This is a genomic window from Novosphingobium resinovorum (genome assembly GCF_027922145.1).
GTDB classification, from domain to species: Bacteria; Pseudomonadota; Alphaproteobacteria; order Sphingomonadales; family Sphingomonadaceae; genus Novosphingobium; species Novosphingobium resinovorum.
In genome coordinates this window covers 733277-748880 of the sequence record NZ_BSFC01000011.1, presented here as the reverse complement: position 1 = coordinate 748880, position 15604 = coordinate 733277, and the positions used below count along the sequence as shown (strand labels likewise).

The 15604-nt window shown below is 66.1% G+C and carries 21 protein-coding genes; 15 read left to right on the top strand and 6 right to left on the bottom strand.

From position 1 onward, the window contains the following. Window position 1: 1 nt before the first annotated feature. Entirely contained in the window at window positions 2–769 is a 768-nt protein-coding gene (locus PKE80_RS08570; protein ID WP_271182097.1) for an enoyl-CoA hydratase/isomerase family protein, read from the top strand. Here the strand turns inward: PKE80_RS08570 and PKE80_RS08565 are convergent. Continuing rightward, the gene (locus PKE80_RS08565) at window positions 766–1326 is read right to left on the bottom strand and encodes a thiamine phosphate synthase (RefSeq protein WP_271182096.1); all 561 of its coding nucleotides are present in this window, start codon (window positions 1324–1326) and stop codon (window positions 766–768) included. The genes PKE80_RS08570 and PKE80_RS08565 overlap by 4 nt on opposite strands. Here PKE80_RS08565 and PKE80_RS08560 point away from each other — a divergent pair. Continuing rightward, window positions 1325–1987: a YggS family pyridoxal phosphate-dependent enzyme gene (locus PKE80_RS08560; RefSeq protein WP_271182095.1), complete on the top strand. Its 663-nt coding sequence runs from the start codon at window positions 1325–1327 to the stop codon at window positions 1985–1987. The genes PKE80_RS08565 and PKE80_RS08560 overlap by 2 nt on opposite strands. A gap of 2 nt (window positions 1988–1989) precedes the next feature. Next, window positions 1990–2535 carry a sugar O-acetyltransferase gene (locus PKE80_RS08555; RefSeq protein ID WP_008828002.1) on the top strand — a complete coding sequence of 182 codons (546 nt, stop codon included), beginning with the start codon at window positions 1990–1992 and terminating at the stop codon, window positions 2533–2535. A gap of 191 nt (window positions 2536–2726) precedes the next feature. Here PKE80_RS08555 and pyk read toward each other — a convergent pair whose 3' ends face one another. Beyond that, window positions 2727–4211: a pyruvate kinase gene (gene pyk, locus PKE80_RS08550; RefSeq protein WP_271182152.1), complete on the bottom strand. Its 1485-nt coding sequence runs from the start codon at window positions 4209–4211 to the stop codon at window positions 2727–2729. Between the two features lie 102 nt (window positions 4212–4313). Between pyk and PKE80_RS08545 the strand changes: the two genes are divergently transcribed. Further along, a complete protein-coding gene (locus PKE80_RS08545) occupies window positions 4314–4625 on the top strand; it encodes a DUF1244 domain-containing protein (RefSeq protein WP_271182094.1) in 312 nt (103 codons plus the stop codon). A 130-nt stretch (window positions 4626–4755) separates the two neighbouring features. On the opposite strand, the gene sugE is transcribed toward PKE80_RS08545, so the two are convergent. Further along, the gene (gene sugE / locus PKE80_RS08540) at window positions 4756–5073 is read right to left on the bottom strand and encodes a quaternary ammonium compound efflux SMR transporter SugE (protein ID WP_008827999.1); all 318 of its coding nucleotides are present in this window, start codon (window positions 5071–5073) and stop codon (window positions 4756–4758) included. A gap of 231 nt (window positions 5074–5304) precedes the next feature. Between sugE and PKE80_RS08535 the strand changes: the two genes are divergently transcribed. Then, window positions 5305–5541, top strand: coding sequence for a DUF2312 domain-containing protein (locus PKE80_RS08535; RefSeq protein ID WP_008827998.1), 237 nt, complete (start codon window positions 5305–5307; stop codon window positions 5539–5541). 66 nt (window positions 5542–5607) lie between these two features. On the opposite strand, the gene PKE80_RS08530 is transcribed toward PKE80_RS08535, so the two are convergent. Next, window positions 5608–6324: a CPBP family glutamic-type intramembrane protease gene (locus PKE80_RS08530; RefSeq protein WP_271182093.1), complete on the bottom strand. Its 717-nt coding sequence runs from the start codon at window positions 6322–6324 to the stop codon at window positions 5608–5610. A 95-nt stretch (window positions 6325–6419) separates the two neighbouring features. Here PKE80_RS08530 and PKE80_RS08525 point away from each other — a divergent pair, with 95 nt between their 5' ends. The 6 genes from PKE80_RS08525 (at window position 6420) to ruvB (ending at window position 10318) form a co-directional block, all read left to right on the top strand. Continuing rightward, window positions 6420–6737: a heavy metal-binding domain-containing protein gene (locus PKE80_RS08525; protein WP_008827996.1), complete on the top strand. Its 318-nt coding sequence runs from the start codon at window positions 6420–6422 to the stop codon at window positions 6735–6737. Window positions 6738–6841: 104 nt separating this feature from the next. Continuing rightward, window positions 6842–7606: a YebC/PmpR family DNA-binding transcriptional regulator gene (locus tag PKE80_RS08520; RefSeq protein ID WP_271182092.1), complete on the top strand. Its 765-nt coding sequence runs from the start codon at window positions 6842–6844 to the stop codon at window positions 7604–7606. Window position 7607: 1 nt separating this feature from the next. Then, window positions 7608–7958, top strand: coding sequence for a DUF3147 family protein (locus PKE80_RS08515; RefSeq protein WP_008827994.1), 351 nt, complete (start codon window positions 7608–7610; stop codon window positions 7956–7958). Between the two features lie 4 nt (window positions 7959–7962). Then, window positions 7963–8439, top strand: a complete 477-nt coding sequence (gene ruvC / locus PKE80_RS08510) for a crossover junction endodeoxyribonuclease RuvC (RefSeq protein WP_271182091.1) — start codon at window positions 7963–7965, stop codon at window positions 8437–8439. 231 nt (window positions 8440–8670) lie between these two features. After that, entirely contained in the window at window positions 8671–9276 is a 606-nt protein-coding gene (gene ruvA / locus PKE80_RS08505) for a Holliday junction branch migration protein RuvA (RefSeq protein WP_271182090.1), read from the top strand. 13 nt (window positions 9277–9289) lie between these two features. Next, window positions 9290–10318, top strand: coding sequence for a Holliday junction branch migration DNA helicase RuvB (gene ruvB, locus PKE80_RS08500; protein WP_008827990.1), 1029 nt, complete (start codon window positions 9290–9292; stop codon window positions 10316–10318). Between the two features lie 324 nt (window positions 10319–10642). Here ruvB and PKE80_RS08495 read toward each other — a convergent pair whose 3' ends face one another. Continuing rightward, window positions 10643–10843 (bottom strand): hypothetical protein, encoded by a 201-nt coding sequence (locus PKE80_RS08495; protein WP_271182089.1) that lies wholly within the window; start codon window positions 10841–10843, stop codon window positions 10643–10645. 21 nt (window positions 10844–10864) lie between these two features. Next, window positions 10865–11611 carry a hypothetical protein gene (locus PKE80_RS08490; RefSeq protein WP_271182088.1) on the bottom strand — a complete coding sequence of 249 codons (747 nt, stop codon included), beginning with the start codon at window positions 11609–11611 and terminating at the stop codon, window positions 10865–10867. A 163-nt stretch (window positions 11612–11774) separates the two neighbouring features. On the opposite strand from PKE80_RS08490, the gene PKE80_RS08485 reads away from it, so the two are divergent. The 4 genes from PKE80_RS08485 (at window position 11775) to PKE80_RS08470 (ending at window position 15595) form a co-directional block, all read left to right on the top strand. After that, on the top strand, window positions 11775–12806 hold the full coding sequence (locus PKE80_RS08485) for a glycosyltransferase family 2 protein (protein ID WP_271182087.1): 1032 nt from the start codon (window positions 11775–11777) through the stop codon (window positions 12804–12806). A 10-nt stretch (window positions 12807–12816) separates the two neighbouring features. Then, a complete protein-coding gene (locus PKE80_RS08480) occupies window positions 12817–13209 on the top strand; it encodes a GtrA family protein (protein ID WP_271182086.1) in 393 nt (130 codons plus the stop codon). Further along, on the top strand, window positions 13206–14723 hold the full coding sequence (locus tag PKE80_RS08475) for a hypothetical protein (protein WP_271182085.1): 1518 nt from the start codon (window positions 13206–13208) through the stop codon (window positions 14721–14723). Before PKE80_RS08480 ends, PKE80_RS08475 begins: the two co-directional genes overlap by 4 nt. 119 nt (window positions 14724–14842) lie before the next feature. After that, window positions 14843–15595 (top strand): SDR family oxidoreductase, encoded by a 753-nt coding sequence (locus PKE80_RS08470; protein WP_271182084.1) that lies wholly within the window; start codon window positions 14843–14845, stop codon window positions 15593–15595. Window positions 15596–15604 lie beyond the last annotated feature (9 nt).

Here is a 15604-nt window from a genome sequence, read left to right as displayed (position 1 = left end):
CATGCAGGAGGCCGTGCTTCTCGATGCGCGCAAGGATGGCATTGCCGTCATCACCATCAATCGCCCCGAGCAGCGCAACGCCCTCACCCGGGAGGTTCGCGAGGGCCTGCGGGCGGCATGGGCGCAGTTCGAGGCCGATGACGCCCTGCGCATCGCCATCCTCACCGGCAGCGGTGACAAGGCATTCTGTGCCGGGGGCGACCTCAAGGAGATGGTCGAGACCGGTATGGCCGTGCCTCCGCGTGACATGTACGCATTGCCTTACGACACCATCGAACTGTCGAAGCCGACCATCGCCGCGGTGAATGGCGTCGCGTTCGCGGGCGGTTGGATGATCGCGCAGGCCTGCGACTTGTGCGTGGCCTCCACCGCTGCGAAGTTCGCGATTACCGAGGTCAAGGTCGGGCGCGGCAGCCCATGGGCGGCCCCGCTGATCCACATGATTCCGCAGCGCATCTTCATGGAGATCGTGCTCACCGGAAAGCCGATCAGCGCCGAGCGCGCATACGAGATCGGCCTCGTCAATCGCCTCGCCGAACCCGGAGCGGTGCTGGATGCGGCTCTGGACCTGGCGCGAGAGGTGCTGGAAGGCGCGCCGCTCTCGGTGAAGGCTGCGCGTGAGACGGTGATGCTCTCGACCGAGATGGGTCGCAGCGCGGCACTGGCGGCTGCGCGGGCGGCGCATGAGCATGCCTACAACTCGCACGACGCGCAGGAAGGGCCGCGGGCCTTTGCGGAAAAGCGCAAGCCCGTGTGGCAGGGGCGCTAGGTCAGGCCGTCTATCGCGGCCCAGCGGGCGATCCGCGCGGTTCGGGCGCGGTGCCGCGTCATTCCGCCCAGTGCGATGACGGGAACCCGCGCCCGTGCGGAGAGCAGTTTCAGCCCCACCGCGCCGAGTGTTTGTGCACCGGGATGCGAAGCGGTTGGAAAGACCGGGGAAACCAGCAGCGCGTCTGCTCCGGTCCGATGCGCGATGGCCAGCTCACGCAGCGAATGGACGGTGGCCAAGCGTAACATGCCTTGCTTGCGGCCCAGCCTTTCGGGCGAGGCATAAACCCCATCCGCCCGCCAGCGACGGGCCAGCGCAATATCTCCCGCCAGCACCGTGCGATGCCCGTACCGGCGCGCCAGCCTGAGCAGTGCGTCGAACCGCGTCTGCCGCGCCTCGGGCGAAAGATGATAGTGCCGGAACACCAGCCCGGACCCGCGCGGGAGCCGCGCCAGTGCATGCTCCAGCCGCGCATCGTTGCGGGCATCGCTGATAAGCCAGAGCTTGGGAAGGGACGGCTGGCGGTTCTTCACGAGGACGCTATAGCAGCGCGCCATGGATCAGCTACAAGACATCCGCGCCCGCATCGCCAGGTCCGCCGAGATCGCCGGACGCAAGCCCGAGGCGGTCGAACTCATCGCCATCTCCAAGACCCACGACGCCGAGGCGATCGAGCCGTTGCTCGCCGCAGGCCAGCGCGTCTTCGGGGAAAACCGCGTGCAGGAAGCCGAGGCGAAGTGGCCCGCCCTGCGCACGGCCTATCCCGAGGTTAAGCTGCACCTTGTCGGCCAGCTTCAGTCGAACAAGGCGGAGGATGCCGTCGCGCTGTTCGACTGCATCCATTCCGTCGATCGCCCCTCGCTGGTCGCGGCGCTGGGCAAGGCGATGGAAAAGGCGGCCCGCAAGGTCCCGTGCTTCATCCAGGTCAACATCGGTGCGGAGGACCAGAAGGGCGGTTGCGCCATCGCCGATGTCCCCGCGCTCCTCGCTTCGGCGCGGGAAGCGGGCATTCCCGTCGTCGGCCTGATGTGCGTGCCCCCCGCCGGGATCGAGGCGGCGCCGTTCTTCACGCTGCTGGCAAAGATCGCGGCCGACAATAACGCCGATGGGGGGCTCGACCAGCTCTCGATGGGCATGAGCGATGATTTCGAGACCGCCGTGCTGCTCGGCGCCACACAAGTGCGCGTCGGCAGCGCACTGTTCGGCAAGCGCGCGTGACAATGGAGCGCACCGAAAAGCAGAAGATGCTGGCGGGCGAGCCCTACCGCGCATCCTGCCCGGAAATCGTTGCCGACCAGCGCGCGGCAGCCGAATGGATGGCCGCGTACAACCGCACCATCGACCTTGCCGACCGCGATGCACTGCTGCGCGAACGCTTCGCCGCGGTGGGCGAAGGGGCGACCATCCGGCCGCCGTTCCATTGCGACTATGGCTACAATATCAGCCTGGGGCGCGGGGTGTTCCTGAACTTCAATTGCGTCATCCTCGACGTGGTGGAGGTGACCATCGGCGACGGAACGCAGATCGGCTCGGGCGTGCAAATCCTGACGGCGGACCACCCACGCGATCCGGTCGAACGGGCGAGCGGCCTCGAATGGGGCGTGCCCATCCGCATCGGACGCAATGTCTGGATCGGCGCCGGGGCGCTCATCATGCCGGGCGTTACGATCGGAGATGACGCGATTGTTGGTGCAGGGAGCGTGGTGACGCGTGACGTAGCCGCCGGGGTTACCGTCGTGGGAAGTCCGGCCAAGGCCAGAAGGTGAGGGAGACGCAGGGGTTTACCACCCCTTCACCCCGTATACCGTCGAGGTCACGCGCGTAGCTTCGTCAAGCACTTAGGATGCGTCGGAAGACCAAATAGCCTGCGGCGCAATACGTGCTTGACGCCGCTGCACGCATGGCGACGACAGTAACGGGGTCTGGGGCGATGGCCCCAGATTCCCCCTCTTTCTTCTTACTTCGGCGTATCCAGCTCGTTGCCTGTCAGCGTCACGATATGCAGCAGGTTGGTCGAGCCCGGCACGCCGAACGGCACGCCAGCCAGCGCCACGAGTCGCGATCCGGCCGCGCCGAAGCCGTGGCGCAGGGCCATGCGCTTGCCCTTGGCGATCATCTCCTCGAAGCTGCCGATGTCGCGGGTGACGACGGCGTGTGCGCCCCACAGCAGTGCGATGCGGCGTGCGGTGGGCTGCGAGGGCGTGAGCACCAGCATCGGCGCGGCGGGGCGTTCGCGGGCCACGCGGCGGGCGGAGCCGCCCGAGCCGGTGAACACCACGATGCCTTCGATCGTCAGGGTATCGGCTATCTGCGCGCAGGCTTCCGACAGTGCGTCGGCGCTGGTCGCGTCGGGCGGGGTACGGGTGAGGTGGATGCGTTCGCGATAGGTCGTGTCGCTTTCGACCTTGGCGGCGATGCGGTCCATGATGGTCACCGCCTCGACAGGCCACTGGCCCGCTGCCGTTTCGGCCGAGAGCATGACCGCGTCGGCGCCGTCGTAGACCGCGTTCGCGACGTCGGAGACTTCGGCGCGGGTGGGCGAGGGGCTGGTGATCATCGATTCCAGCATCTGCGTGGCGACGACGACCGGCTTGCCCAGCGCGCGGGTCTTTTCGATGATGTGCTTCTGAATCGGCGGCACTTCCTCGGGCAGCAGTTCCACGCCGAGGTCGCCGCGTGCGACCATGATGCCGTCCGACAGCTCGATGATCTCGTCGAGGCTTTCGACGGCTGCGGGCTTTTCGATCTTGGCCATGATCGCGCCCTGGCCGCCCGACAGGCGGCGCGCTTCAGCGACGTCCTCGGGGCGCTGGACGAAGGAGAGACCGATCCAGTCCGCCTTCTGCTCGACCGCGAAAGCGAGGTCGCGGCGGTCCTTCTCGGTCAGGGCCGGGATCGGGATCAGGGCATCGGGAATATTGACGCCCTTGCGATCGGAGATCGGGCCGCCGACTTCGGCGCTGCACAGGATCGCGTCCGGTTCGGCGCGGATGACGACGAGGCGCAGCTTGCCGTCGTCGATCAGCAGGCGCTGGCCCTTCTGGAGGATGCCGAAGAGTTCGGGATGCGGCAGGCAAACGCGTTCGTTGTTGCCCGGGGTCGGGTCACGGTCGAGCGTGAAGTGGGCGCCGTGGCGCAGGAAGGCCTTGCCGCCCTCGAACTGGCCGACGCGCAGCTTGGGGCCTTGCAGGTCGCACAGGATCGCGACGGGGCGCTCTAGGTCCTTCTCGACCGCGCGGATATTGGCGATCGTCTCGCGGTGGGTGTCGTGGTCGCCGTGGCTCATGTTGACGCGGAAGGCGTCGGCGCCGGCCTTGAGCAGCTTGGCGATCGTCTCCTTGTCGCGGCTTGCCGGGCCCAGCGTTGCGAGGATCTTTACCTTGCGCTGGCGCTTGATGCCGCGATGGTGGGGAGAACGACGATAGGGCCCATTTGCGTTCAGGGCGCCCGAAGGAATGGTGCTGACCAAGTTTACTGCCTCTTCCGGAAACTGGGCCCCATATGGCAAAGGCGTGATGACAAACCAAGGACGATCGGTGCGATTATGAACGGCAAGGATAACATTGATACGATAGATGACGCCGTGGCCGCTGCCGCGTTCCGTCGCCTTGTGCGCCACCTCCAGCAGCGCCGCGATGCCGAGAACATCGACCTGATGGGGCTGGCGGGGTTTTGCCGCAATTGCCTGGCCGACTGGATTCGCGATGCGGGGTACGAAGGCGACAAGGCTGCCGCCCGCGCGGTGATCCACGGAATGCCGTTCGACGAATGGAAGGCAAAGCACCAGAGCGAAGCCACGCCGGAACAGATCGCGCGGATGGAAGAGAGCGTGAAGAAGAACGGCGGGACGCATTGACCTTTACGTCGTCCCGGACCTGATCCGGGACCGCTGGCCGTGAACGGCCCACTTGGCTGCGCGCGCTGCGATCTCTTACCTAAAGACAGCCACCGGTCCCGGATCAGGTCCGGGACGACGAGCCTGCCTGTCAGGGCGTCGCCACCTTCATCAGCACGATCCCGCTGAGGATCAGTCCGGCGGCAAGCAGGCGCATCGCGCTTGCCGATTCGCCCATGAACACGATCCCCGCCGCGAAAGCGCCCACCGCGCCGATGCCGGTCCACACGGCATAAGCCGTGCCCAGTGGCAGGGACCGCATCGCGGCGGCGAGCAGGCCGAAGCTCGCCAGCATCGCGGCCAGAGTCACGACGCTGGGCCACAGGCGCGTGAAGCCCTCCGACTGTTTCATGGAAAACGCCCAGACCACTTCGAGCAGGCCGGCGATGGCGAGAAGAACCCAGGGCATTCGGCAATCTCCTATGAGGCGATTCCCGGGCCGTCCCGGACTTGAAGCTCCGTCGAAGGAGACGCACGAACGTGGTCGGCGCCCCGGTCAGATAGGAAAGTGCGGCTTTGGGGGCAACCCTTTGCGCGTCCTCCACATGATTTCCACAGGGGGGCGCTTTGCCCGAATCCTGTTGTCTCGCTATCAGCGCCGCCAACCGATTCACCAGCATTTACCGGAGCACGTACCCCCATGGCCGAAACCACCGACGATCGCCTGCGCCTGCTGATCGAGCGCGTCGAGCGCCTGGAAGAGGAAAAGAAGGGCATCTCGGACGACATCCGCGACGTCTACAACGAAGCCAAGGCCGTCGGCTACGACGTCAAAATCATGCGTGCCATCGTGCGCCTGCGCAAGATGAAGCCCGACGACCGCCGCGAAATGGACATGCTGCTCGACACCTACAAGTCGGCCCTTGGCATCGACTGATCCTCATTCCTCCCCGAGCCTGCTCGGGGAGGGGGACCGCCCGCGCAGCGGGTGGTGGAGGGGGCGTCAGCTCCCCAGTTGCACCAGCACCATGGCCGCCGCATTGGCGCAGCCGTGCTGGAGCATCGAGGCCGGAAGGCCGATGCGCTGGCGCGTGAAGCCCAGCAGCACGCCTGCCCACAATTGCGGCAACACCATCGGCAGCGCGAGCGCGGAGATGGCGGGGTAGTTCATCAGATGGACCGCCGCAAACAGCAGCGCCGCCAGCCAGAACACCGCCGGATAAGCCGCCGCATAAATGGCAGGCGTCGGACGCTTGCGCAGCCACAGCCAACCTCCAACAGCGGCGACCACGAGCGCCAGCAGTGATCCTGCCAGGACCAGCGGCTGCAGTGATTTCGCCATGGCGGCCAACCCAGCGAACAGGCCGAAGCACGCCAGCAGCCATAGCGCGCGGGGGCGTCCGGTCTGCCAGCCGCGGAAGATCATCTCCTCCAGCACCGGTGCGATCACGATGGTGATCGGCAGCAGCCAGCCTGCGGGCAGCTTGTCGAAGGCGTCGGGCAGCGGCTGGCCCATTGTCTTCTGGTAGAGCCCGAGCAGCGGCAGGATCACCAGCAGAAGCCCGCCGATGTGCAGCACCGTCAGCAGCGCCAGCCGGGGCCATGCCTCACGCGAACGCAGGCCGATGGGCGCAAGTATGCGCGGCCGGGCGACGAAGCTCGCCAGTTCGCGCAGCAGGGCAGAGGGTACTGAGGAGCTTGTTTCGATCCGGGTCGCCATGCTTCGTTCTATCCCCGATTTCCTTGCCAATTCGTTGTCTTGCCAGCACCGTGAGACGGTGCAACCTTGGCGGTCCAGCGAAGGAGAGCGCGCCGATGATCGTCACCACCACTCCCACCGTCGAAGGCCAGCCAGTCCGTGACTATCTGGGTATCGTCACTGGCGAAGTCATCGTCGGCGCCAACCTCGTGCGCGATCTCTTCGCCGCCGTCACCGACATCGTCGGAGGTCGCTCCGGCAAGTACGAGGAAGTCCTCCAGCGCGCCCGCCGCGAGGCGTTGAAGGAAATGGAAGCGGAGGCGGAGAAGCTGGGCGGCAACGCCGTGGTCGGCGTGGACATAGACTACGAGGTGATCGGATCGCACGGTTCGATGCTGATGGTAAGCTGTTCCGGAACTGCCGTCGTCCTGTAGCAGACCGACTCCGGTTGCCCTTTGGGGTGCCCCTGTTGTAAGGCCCGCGCCACTTCATTCATCGCAAAGACCCGTGGACTCATGGGCAGGCAACGAGCGGACCGATGGCAGGCCATTCCAAATTCAAGAACATCATGCATCGCAAGGGTGCGCAGGACAAGAAGCGCTCGGCGCAGTTCTCCAAGCTCAGCCGCGAAATCACCGTCGCGGCGAAGATGGGCATGCCCGACCCGGACATGAACCCGCGCCTGCGCGCCGCCGTCAACGCGGCCAAGGCGCAGTCGATGCCCAAGGACAACATTCAGCGCGCCATCGACAAGGCGAGCAAGGGCGACGCCGAGAACTACGAGGAAGTGCGCTATGAGGGCTACGGCCCCAGCGGCATCGCCATCATCGTCGAGGCACTGACCGACAACCGCAACCGCACTGCTACCAACGTGCGCACCGCCTTCGCCAAGAACGGCGGCAACCTCGGCGCCTCGGGCGCGGTTTCGCACGGCTTCGAACGCCTCGGCCTGATCGAGTACCCCGGCAGCGTGGGTGACGAGGACAAGGTCCTCGAAGCCGCGATCGAGGCGGGCGCCGAAGACGTGCAGAGCGACATGGGCGACGGCGACGAGAACCCCGGCAGCCACCAGATCTGGGTTTCGGTCGATGCGCTCCACGAAGTCGCGCGCGAGCTGGAAAAGACCCTGGGCGAAGCCGAAGGCGTCAAGCTGGCATGGAAGCCCAACCTCACCGTCGAGGTCGACGCGGACACCGTCAGCACGCTGATGAAGCTGGTCGACACTCTCGAAGACGACGACGACGTCCAGACCGTCTGGGGCAACTACGAGATCTCGGACGAGGTCATGGAAACGCTCGGCTGATATGCTGGCACTGATCGCCCGCGCCCTGCTTTCGGGCGTTCTCATCGTGGCGATCGCGGAAATCGGCAAGCGCCTGCCCGCTCTGGGCGCGCTTGTCGCCTCGCTGCCGCTGGTCTCGGTACTGGGCATGATCCTGCTGTGGCAGGCCCGCCCGGATGCCGAGAACATGGCGGTCCATGCCGGGGCGACGTTCTGGTACGTGCTGCCCTCGCTGCCGATGTTCCTGCTGATGCCGGTCCTGCTGCGCAATGGCCTTGGTTTCTGGGCCTCGCTGCTGGCCGGATGCGTGCTGACCATCGTGCTCTATTCGCTGATGATGCATTTCGGGCCGCGGCTCGGGCTGAAGGTCTGACACCATGATTATCCTCGGCATCGACCCCGGCCTGACCTGCACGGGCTGGGGCGTCGTCGCCAAGAGCGGCAGCCGCCTCAGCCACGTCGCCAACGGCCAGATCCGCACCAACGCCAAGGCCGGGATGGCCGAGCGGCTGGTCGAACTCGACGCCGCGCTGACCGATGTGATCCTCCAGCACCGGCCCGATACCGGCGCGGTGGAGGAAGTCTTCGTCAACGTGAACCCGCAGTCCACCCTCAAGCTAGGGCAAGCGCGCGGTGTCGCGATGCTGTCCGTGGCGCGCGCCGGGATTCCGGTGGCGGAATATTCGACCAAGCTGGTGAAGAAGGCGATCGTTGGCACTGGCGGGGCGGCGAAGGCGCAGGTCCAGGCGATGCTGATGGTGCTGCTGCCGGGCGTGAAGCTGGCAGGTGAAGATGCCGCCGATGCTCTGGCGGTGGCGATTACTCATGCGAATATGCTGGGCAGTCACAGGTGAAAGGGAAGTCCTGGGGCCATCGCCCCAGACCCCCAAACTGTCGTTGTCGCGCGCGCAGCAGCGGCCGCCTCACATTGCGCCGCAGGCTTTCAATGTCTCCCGGCTCACCGTCTGACATGACGAAGCGGCGCGCGTGGCCTCGACGCTATACGGGGTGCAGGGGTGGTAAACCCCTGCCTGCCTCTCTTTTCCTCTGGCGCCCCGAATCCCTTCCTGCCATAGGAACAAACCATGATCGCCAAGCTGACAGGATTGCTCGACGACACCGGCGCCGACTGGGCCATCATCGACGTCAACGGAGTGGGCTACCTCGTCCATTGTTCGGCGCGGACGCTGGACCATCTCGGTATCCGGGGTGATCGCGTCGTCGTCCATACCGAGATGCAGGTTTCGGAAACCGACCAGCGCCTGATCGGTTTCACGTCCGGGGCGGAGCGCAACTGGTTCCGTCTGCTGACGGCGGTGCAGGGTGTCGGCTCCAAGGTAGCGCTGGCGATCCTCTCCGCTCTGACGACCGAGGAACTCCAACGCGCCTGTGCGGGCGGCGACAGCGCCATGGTGGCGCGCGCGAACGGCGTCGGGCCGAAGCTGGCCAGCCGGATCGTCAACGAACTCAAGGACAAGGCCGGCGGCATGCCGACCGCGCCAGGAGCGCCCGGCATCGCGGCGGTTGCGCCTGCGGGCTCGGCCAGCGCCGATGCCCTGTCGGCACTGCAGAACCTTGGCTTCAAGCCTGCGGTTGCGGCGACGGCGGTTGGCAAGGCGGTCGATCAGCTTGGCGAGGATGCCGCATTGGGCGACCTCATGCGCGTGGCGCTGAAGCTGGCGACGGGATAGAGCTTTTCAGTAAATGACCGACAACCCAATCCTCTCCCCCAATCGCCAGGTCGAGGACGCCGATGCCGCGCTTCGGCCCAAGACGCTCGCCGAGTTCGTCGGGCAGGCGGCGGCCAAGGACAACCTGCACGTCTTCATCGAAAGTGCCAAGTCGCGGCGCGAGGCGATGGACCATGTGCTGTTCTTCGGGCCTCCGGGGCTTGGCAAGACGACCTTGGCGCAGATCGTCGCGCGCGAACTGGGCGTGGGTTTCCGCGCCACTTCCGGTCCGGTCATCGCCAAGGCGGGCGACCTCGCCGCGCTGCTGACCAATCTGGAGCAGGGCGACGTCCTGTTCATCGACGAGATCCATCGCCTCAATCCTGTGGTCGAGGAAGTGCTCTATCCGGCGATGGAGGACCGCGCGCTGGACCTCATCATCGGCGAAGGTCCGTCGGCGCGCTCGGTGCGGATCGATCTGCCACCTTTCACGCTGATCGGCGCGACGACCCGACAGGGCCTACTGCAGACGCCGCTGCGGGACCGTTTCGGCATCCCGGTGCGCCTGCAGTTCTACACCGTCGAGGAACTGGAGAAGGTCGTCAGCCGCGGCGCGGGTCTGCTCGGCATCGGCATCGACAAGGGCGGGGCGACCGAGATCGCCCGCCGTGCGCGTGGTACGCCGCGCGTTGCAGGACGCCTTATGCGGCGGGTGCGCGATTTCGCGCATGTGGCGGGATCGGACACCATTACCCGTGCGATCGCCGACGATTCGCTCACCCGGCTGGAAGTGGACGCCATTGGCCTCGATGCGCAGGATCGCCGGTATCTGCGGATGATCGCAGACATCTACAAGGGCGGTCCGGTGGGCGTGGAGACGCTGGCGGCGGGACTGTCCGAACCGCGCGACACGATCGAGGAAGTGATTGAGCCGTACCTCATCCAGTTGGGCCTCGTCGCCCGCACGGCACGGGGGCGCTGCCTCAACGATCGGGGTTGGAGCCACCTTGGCATGACTCCTCCGGCCGGTCCTCAGGGCGGGTTGTTCGATTCGGAAGGGTGAGTGCGCCAGGCGGCACATTCGCCCCAAAAGCGTCGGTCTGCTTTACAACCCGCCGAAGCAACAGTCCCGTTTCGGTACACCCTCTGAGTTAGAATGATAAATTAACCGAGTTTCCCGCATCGGGACGGTGAATTGCGGGTGAATGACATTGCCGCATTAACGTGTCTCTGCGTTGTTTCTGGCAGATGGATGCACGGTAGCCCCAGAGGGCCTTCGGGCCTCCGGTGCGAAACAAAGAGAGCAACGCGTTATGTCGGTTCGGATGGCCCTTGCTAAACTGTCTGCCTGTGCGGCGGGCTGTGCCGTGATCGGCGGCGGCGCCGTTCACGTCGCCGAGACGCAGTCGGCGAAGACCGAGTACCGCAAGGTAAAGATGGCCAAGGCCGCTCCGGTAAAGAAACGCCCGGCCCAGCGCATCGTCCGCAAGGACCAGCCGCGCACCACCAAGCGCGTGCGCAAGATCATCAAGCGGACCTGCTGCGACCAGCCGCAGATGGCGATGGTGCCGATGCCCGCGCCGTACATGCCGCCCGCTCCGGGGCCGTCCTACTCGGGCGGCAGCGGCGGCGCGCCTGTGGTGATCGGCGGCGGGGGGGGCGGCTTCGGCGGCTTTGGCGGTGGTTTCTTCGGCGGCTTCTTCGGAGGCAGCGGCGGCGGTGGCGGCGGCAACGTGGTGATCACCTCGACCAGCAGCGGCGGCGTGACTTCCACGACCGGCGGCGTCACTTCGACTTCGGGCGGCGTGACCTCCACCACGGGCGGTGTGACCTCGACCAGTGGCGGCGTCACTTCCACGTCCAGTTCGAGCACCGGCGGCCTGACTTCGACCACGACCACGGGCGGTCTGACGTCCACGACGACCACCGGCGGGATCACCTCGACCACGTCGACCAGCTCGGGCAACGTGACCAGCACGAGCAGCTCCAGCTCGTCCTCGTCGTCTTCCAGTTCCTCGTCCAGCTCATCCTCCAGTTCATCGAGCGGCGGTAACGACCATTCCTCCGGCGGAGCGACCTCTACGGGTTCGTCGAGCGGATCGTCGTCCAGCTCCTCGTCTTCGTCGGGGTCTTCCTCGACCTCGGGCGGCTCGAACGGTTCGACCTCGTCGAGCAGCTCCAGTTCCTCGTCTTCTTCGTCGTCGTCCAGTTCGTCCTCGGGCGGTTCGACCACCACCACTTCGGGCGGCACCGACGTGCCGGCTCCGCCGATGCTGATCCTGTTCGGCGCCGCAGCCGCAGCGATCGTCGGACGGCGCCGACTGGCCCGCGGCAGGACGGCCTGACATCCGAACACGGGGAGGGCGACGCCAAAGGCGGTGCCCTATGTGGAAGGGCGAGGTTCGCGGACCTCGCCCTTTTCGTATGCCCACGGCAAATCAGCGTCTTTTACGGCCGGTTAACCAGAAGTGGTCGATACGGCTTCCTCGAAGCACAGCCGAGTTTCGCGGGGCCGACTCATGAAGATGGAACCTATCCTGCCGTTCGCCGAACGGACCTGCCCGCGCCTCTCGGTCGTGGTGCCGTGCTACAACGAGGAGGCGGTCCTCCTCATGCTGGAAGCACGGCTCGCGGCCGCCTGTCGGGATCAGGTGGGCGAGGATTACGAGATCGTCCTCGTCAACGATGGTTCCACTGACCGCACCTGGCCGCTGATCTGTGTTCTGGCCGAGCGCAATCCGCGCGTGCTGGGCGTCGATCTTTCGCGCAACCATGGCCACCAGCTGGCGGTGACGGCGGGGTTGCAGGTTTGCCGCGGCGACCTCGTCATGATGATCGACGCCGACCTTCAGGACCCGCCCGAACTGCTGGGCGCGATGATCGCCAGGATCGAGGCGGGTGCGGATGTAGTCTACGGCCAGCGGATCGCGCGCCATGGCGAGAGTACTTTCAAGCGCGGCACCGCATCGGTCTTCTACAAGCTCCTCAATCGCCTCGCCGAGCAGGACATTCCTGTCGATACCGGGGATTTCAGGCTGATGACCCGGCGCGTCGTCGACCAGCTCAACGCCATGCCCGAGCGCTATCGCTTCATTCGCGGCATGGTGAGCTGGATCGGGTTCGAGCAGGTCGCGCTGCCTTACGAGCGTGCGCCGCGCGCGGCTGGCGAGACGCATTATCCGCTGCGCCGCATGATACGCCTCGCGTTCGATGCGATCACCAGCTTCTCGACGGTGCCGCTGCGGATTGCCTCGCATCTGGGCATGCTGACGGGGGTTGCGGGCTTCGCGATGCTGTCCTGGGCGATCTGGCGCTGGTTCGAGGAGGGGACGATCGTCGGCTGGACCAGTATCATTGCGGTGATGCTCATCATGGGCAGCATCCAGCTGATCATCCTCGGCGTCTTCGGCGACTACCTCGGACGGCTCTATATCGAGAGCAAGGGGCGGCCCCTGTTCATCGTGCGCGAGGTTCGCAGCCAGTCGCGGGCGAGCGAGCGCGGGGTCATACAGGTGCCGTTGACGGTCGCCGCCTTCGATCCGCGCGGCTGACGCGCTGGACATGACGACAATGATGGCCGCCTTGCGCTTCGGGCTGGTGGGCGTGCTCAATACGCTGGCGGGGCTGGCGGTCATCTGGGCGCTGCTGCGATTGGGGGTAGGCGACTATCCGGCCAATGCCTGTAGCTATGCGGTTGGCGTGTGCCTGTCCTTTGTGCTCAACCGGGTCTGGTCTTTCTCGGTACGCGGGCCGGTCGCGGCCGGGGAAGTGGCGCGCTTCCTGACCGTGTTCGCGCTGTCCTATGCAGCCAATCTCGGCGTGCTGACACTCATGCGCGGGCTCGGGTTTGCGCAGAGCCTGATCGGGCAGGGCGCGGCGATGGCGGCTTATTCGCTGTGCTTCTTCCTGCTCTCCCGCCACTTCGTGTTCACCCCCGGACGGGCTGCCCGGTGACTACACAAGCCGGGGCGATCCCGCTGCGCTGGTGCGCTGCGCTGGTGCTGTTGGCCGTGGTCCCGCTACTCTGGCCGGTGGTGCCGCCGCTGACCGACCTGCCCGCGCACATGTCGCGCTACATGGTGCAGATGGACGGCGGGCACAGTGCCGATCTGGCGCAGTGGTACAGCTTTCGATGGAACCTGCTGCCCAACCTCGGCGCGGACCTGCTGGCATGGGTGTTCGAGCCGATAGTGGGCCTCAGGCTGGCGGTGAAGGGCATTGTGATCCTGATCGTTGCGCTGCAGGTGGCGGGCTACCTTTGCCTTTCCCGCGCCGCGCATGGGCGCGTGGCGATGACGGTGCTGTTCGCGGCGCCGCTGGCGCTGGGCAACCCGTTCCAGTTCGGCTTCCTCAACTTCACGCTGGGCATGGCGCTTGTCACGCTGGCGCTGGCCTGGTGGATCAGCCCGTCGATGGCGGAGCATCCGCGTCGGCGCTGGCTGGTGTTCTGTCTTGTCGTCTGCGTCATATGGGTGTGTCACCTTGCAGCCTGGGCGACGCTGTGCGTGCTCGTTGGATGCTGCGAGTTGGTGGCGCGTTTCGAGCGGTCCGGGCGATTGCTGCCCTCGCTGTGCGGCGGCTTCCTCGCCAGCACCTGCCTGCTGGTGCCGCAGCTAGCCAGCATGGCATGGCCGCACCCGACCGGGCACCTGCCGAACGAGAACTGGTTCCGGATGGGGATCAAGCTCTATCACCTGATCAACGTCTTCGCCGACCGGTGGGAAGGGTGGGACTATGCCTGCGCGGCCCTGCTGGCGGGGCTGATTGTCGTGGTCTGGCGCTCGCCGCGTTTCGCGCTTCACAAGGGGTTGGCGCTGGGGACGCTTGTGCTGCTGGGGCTGTTTATGCTGATGCCGGGCACGATCTACGGCTCGGCCTACGCGGACATGCGCTTGACGCCGACGATTTATGCCCTCGCGCTGATCTGCGCGTGTCCGATCGACCTCGGCGCGGGTAGGCAAAGGCTGCTGCTGGTCGCGGGGATCGTCTTCACCGCCCTGCGCCTCGTCGGTAATACGGTGAGCATGGCCGCCTGGGACGAGCAGATCCGCGAGGAGCAGGCGGTGATCGAGCAGATCCCGCGCGGCTCGCAACTGCTGACCTTCATCGCGCTGCCCTGCGTCAACTTCATCCAGCAGCAGGCGCGCGTGCGTGACGTCCATCTCGCCAGCTATGCGATGATGCGCCGCCATGCTTTCGCCAACGACCAGTGGGCGATGCCGGGCGGCCAGCTCATGAGCATCGACAACCCCGCCGCCGGCCCTTTCTTCGATGCGGCGACTGGAGCGCTGGTCGGCGAGAGTTGTCAGGGGTTCAACCAGCTTCTGGCAGCGGTCGACCGGGTTCCGGCGGGTATCCCCCGGCTCTGGGTAGTCTGGCATGCGCCCGAACTGCCGCTGCGCGGATGGCAGCCGGTAGTGCGTGCGGGCGATTCGGTACTCTATCGCCGTTCCTCCGAAACCAGGTGATCGGATACATCTTCTCCGTCGCGCCTGAGCGATTATAACAGGGTTCAGCATTTTCCGTTGACTGTGCGGCGGCTCGGGGGCAGCCAATGCATACGAAAACGAACGGGAGATTGCCGCCGATGACCAAACCCCTTGCAGGAAAAGTCGCGCTCGTGACCGGGGCCTCGTCGGGCATCGGCGAGGCGGCGGCGCTGTGCCTGGCGGAAGCCGGTGCGGCCGTCGTCCTGTCGGCGCGCCGGGCGGAGCGATTGTCGGGCCTCGTCGCCCGGATCGAGGCAGAGGGTGGAACGGCGCTGGCCATTCCGGGTGACATGACCGTGGAGGACGACGCCCGCCGCGCGGTGGGAGAGACGGTCGAGAAGCTGGGGCGCATCGACATCCTGATCAACTCGGCAGGAATCATGGAGGCGGGGGGCATCGAGAACTGCGACACCGCGATCTACCGGCGAGTCATCGACATCAACCTGATGGGCACCGTCTATACCTGTGCTGCCGCCGTCCCGCACATGCTGGAGCAGGGAGAGGGCGACATCATCACCATCTCCTCGCTCGCCGGTCGCAAGGGTGGGCCGATGACCAGCGCCTATTCCGCCAGCAAGCACGCGGTCAACATGATGACCGATGGCATGCGGCAGGAACTGGGCGGCCGCAATGTCCGCGTCACGACGCTGATGCCGGGCGCGACCGAGACCGAAGTGGGCGACAACATCTCCGATCCCAACTGGCGCGCCGCGATCCAGGCGCATGTGGCGAAGGAAGGTGCGGTGAAGCCCCGCGACATCGGAGAGGCCATCGTCTTCATCCTCGCCATGCCGCGCCGCGCGAACATCTCGGAAATATCGATCCGGCCGACGATCGACACATCGGCTTGAAGGGAGAAG

Coding starts and splice junctions, on each gene's coding strand:
- ruvC (WP_271182091.1), top strand. CDS start 7,963: ATGATTATCCTCGGCATCGACCCCGGCCTGACCTGCACGGGCTGGGGC.
- PKE80_RS08545 (WP_271182094.1), top strand. CDS start 4,314: ATGAACGGCAAGGATAACATTGATACGATAGATGACGCCGTGGCCGCT.
- ruvB (WP_008827990.1), top strand. CDS start 9,290: ATGACCGACAACCCAATCCTCTCCCCCAATCGCCAGGTCGAGGACGCC.
- PKE80_RS08555 (WP_008828002.1), top strand. CDS start 1,990: ATGGAGCGCACCGAAAAGCAGAAGATGCTGGCGGGCGAGCCCTACCGC.
- PKE80_RS08560 (WP_271182095.1), top strand. CDS start 1,325: ATGGATCAGCTACAAGACATCCGCGCCCGCATCGCCAGGTCCGCCGAG.
- PKE80_RS08535 (WP_008827998.1), top strand. CDS start 5,305: ATGGCCGAAACCACCGACGATCGCCTGCGCCTGCTGATCGAGCGCGTC.
- PKE80_RS08530 (WP_271182093.1), bottom strand. CDS start 6,324: ATGGCGACCCGGATCGAAACAAGCTCCTCAGTACCCTCTGCCCTGCTG.
- PKE80_RS08570 (WP_271182097.1), top strand. CDS start 2: ATGCAGGAGGCCGTGCTTCTCGATGCGCGCAAGGATGGCATTGCCGTC.
- ruvA (WP_271182090.1), top strand. CDS start 8,671: ATGATCGCCAAGCTGACAGGATTGCTCGACGACACCGGCGCCGACTGG.
- PKE80_RS08565 (WP_271182096.1), bottom strand. CDS start 1,326: ATGGCGCGCTGCTATAGCGTCCTCGTGAAGAACCGCCAGCCGTCCCTT.
- PKE80_RS08515 (WP_008827994.1), top strand. CDS start 7,608: ATGCTGGCACTGATCGCCCGCGCCCTGCTTTCGGGCGTTCTCATCGTG.
- sugE (WP_008827999.1), bottom strand. CDS start 5,073: ATGCCCTGGGTTCTTCTCGCCATCGCCGGCCTGCTCGAAGTGGTCTGG.
- PKE80_RS08480 (WP_271182086.1), top strand. CDS start 12,817: ATGACGACAATGATGGCCGCCTTGCGCTTCGGGCTGGTGGGCGTGCTC.
- PKE80_RS08485 (WP_271182087.1), top strand. CDS start 11,775: ATGAAGATGGAACCTATCCTGCCGTTCGCCGAACGGACCTGCCCGCGC.
- PKE80_RS08495 (WP_271182089.1), bottom strand. CDS start 10,843: ATGTACGGCGCGGGCATCGGCACCATCGCCATCTGCGGCTGGTCGCAG.
- PKE80_RS08525 (WP_008827996.1), top strand. CDS start 6,420: ATGATCGTCACCACCACTCCCACCGTCGAAGGCCAGCCAGTCCGTGAC.
- PKE80_RS08520 (WP_271182092.1), top strand. CDS start 6,842: ATGGCAGGCCATTCCAAATTCAAGAACATCATGCATCGCAAGGGTGCG.
- PKE80_RS08470 (WP_271182084.1), top strand. CDS start 14,843: ATGACCAAACCCCTTGCAGGAAAAGTCGCGCTCGTGACCGGGGCCTCG.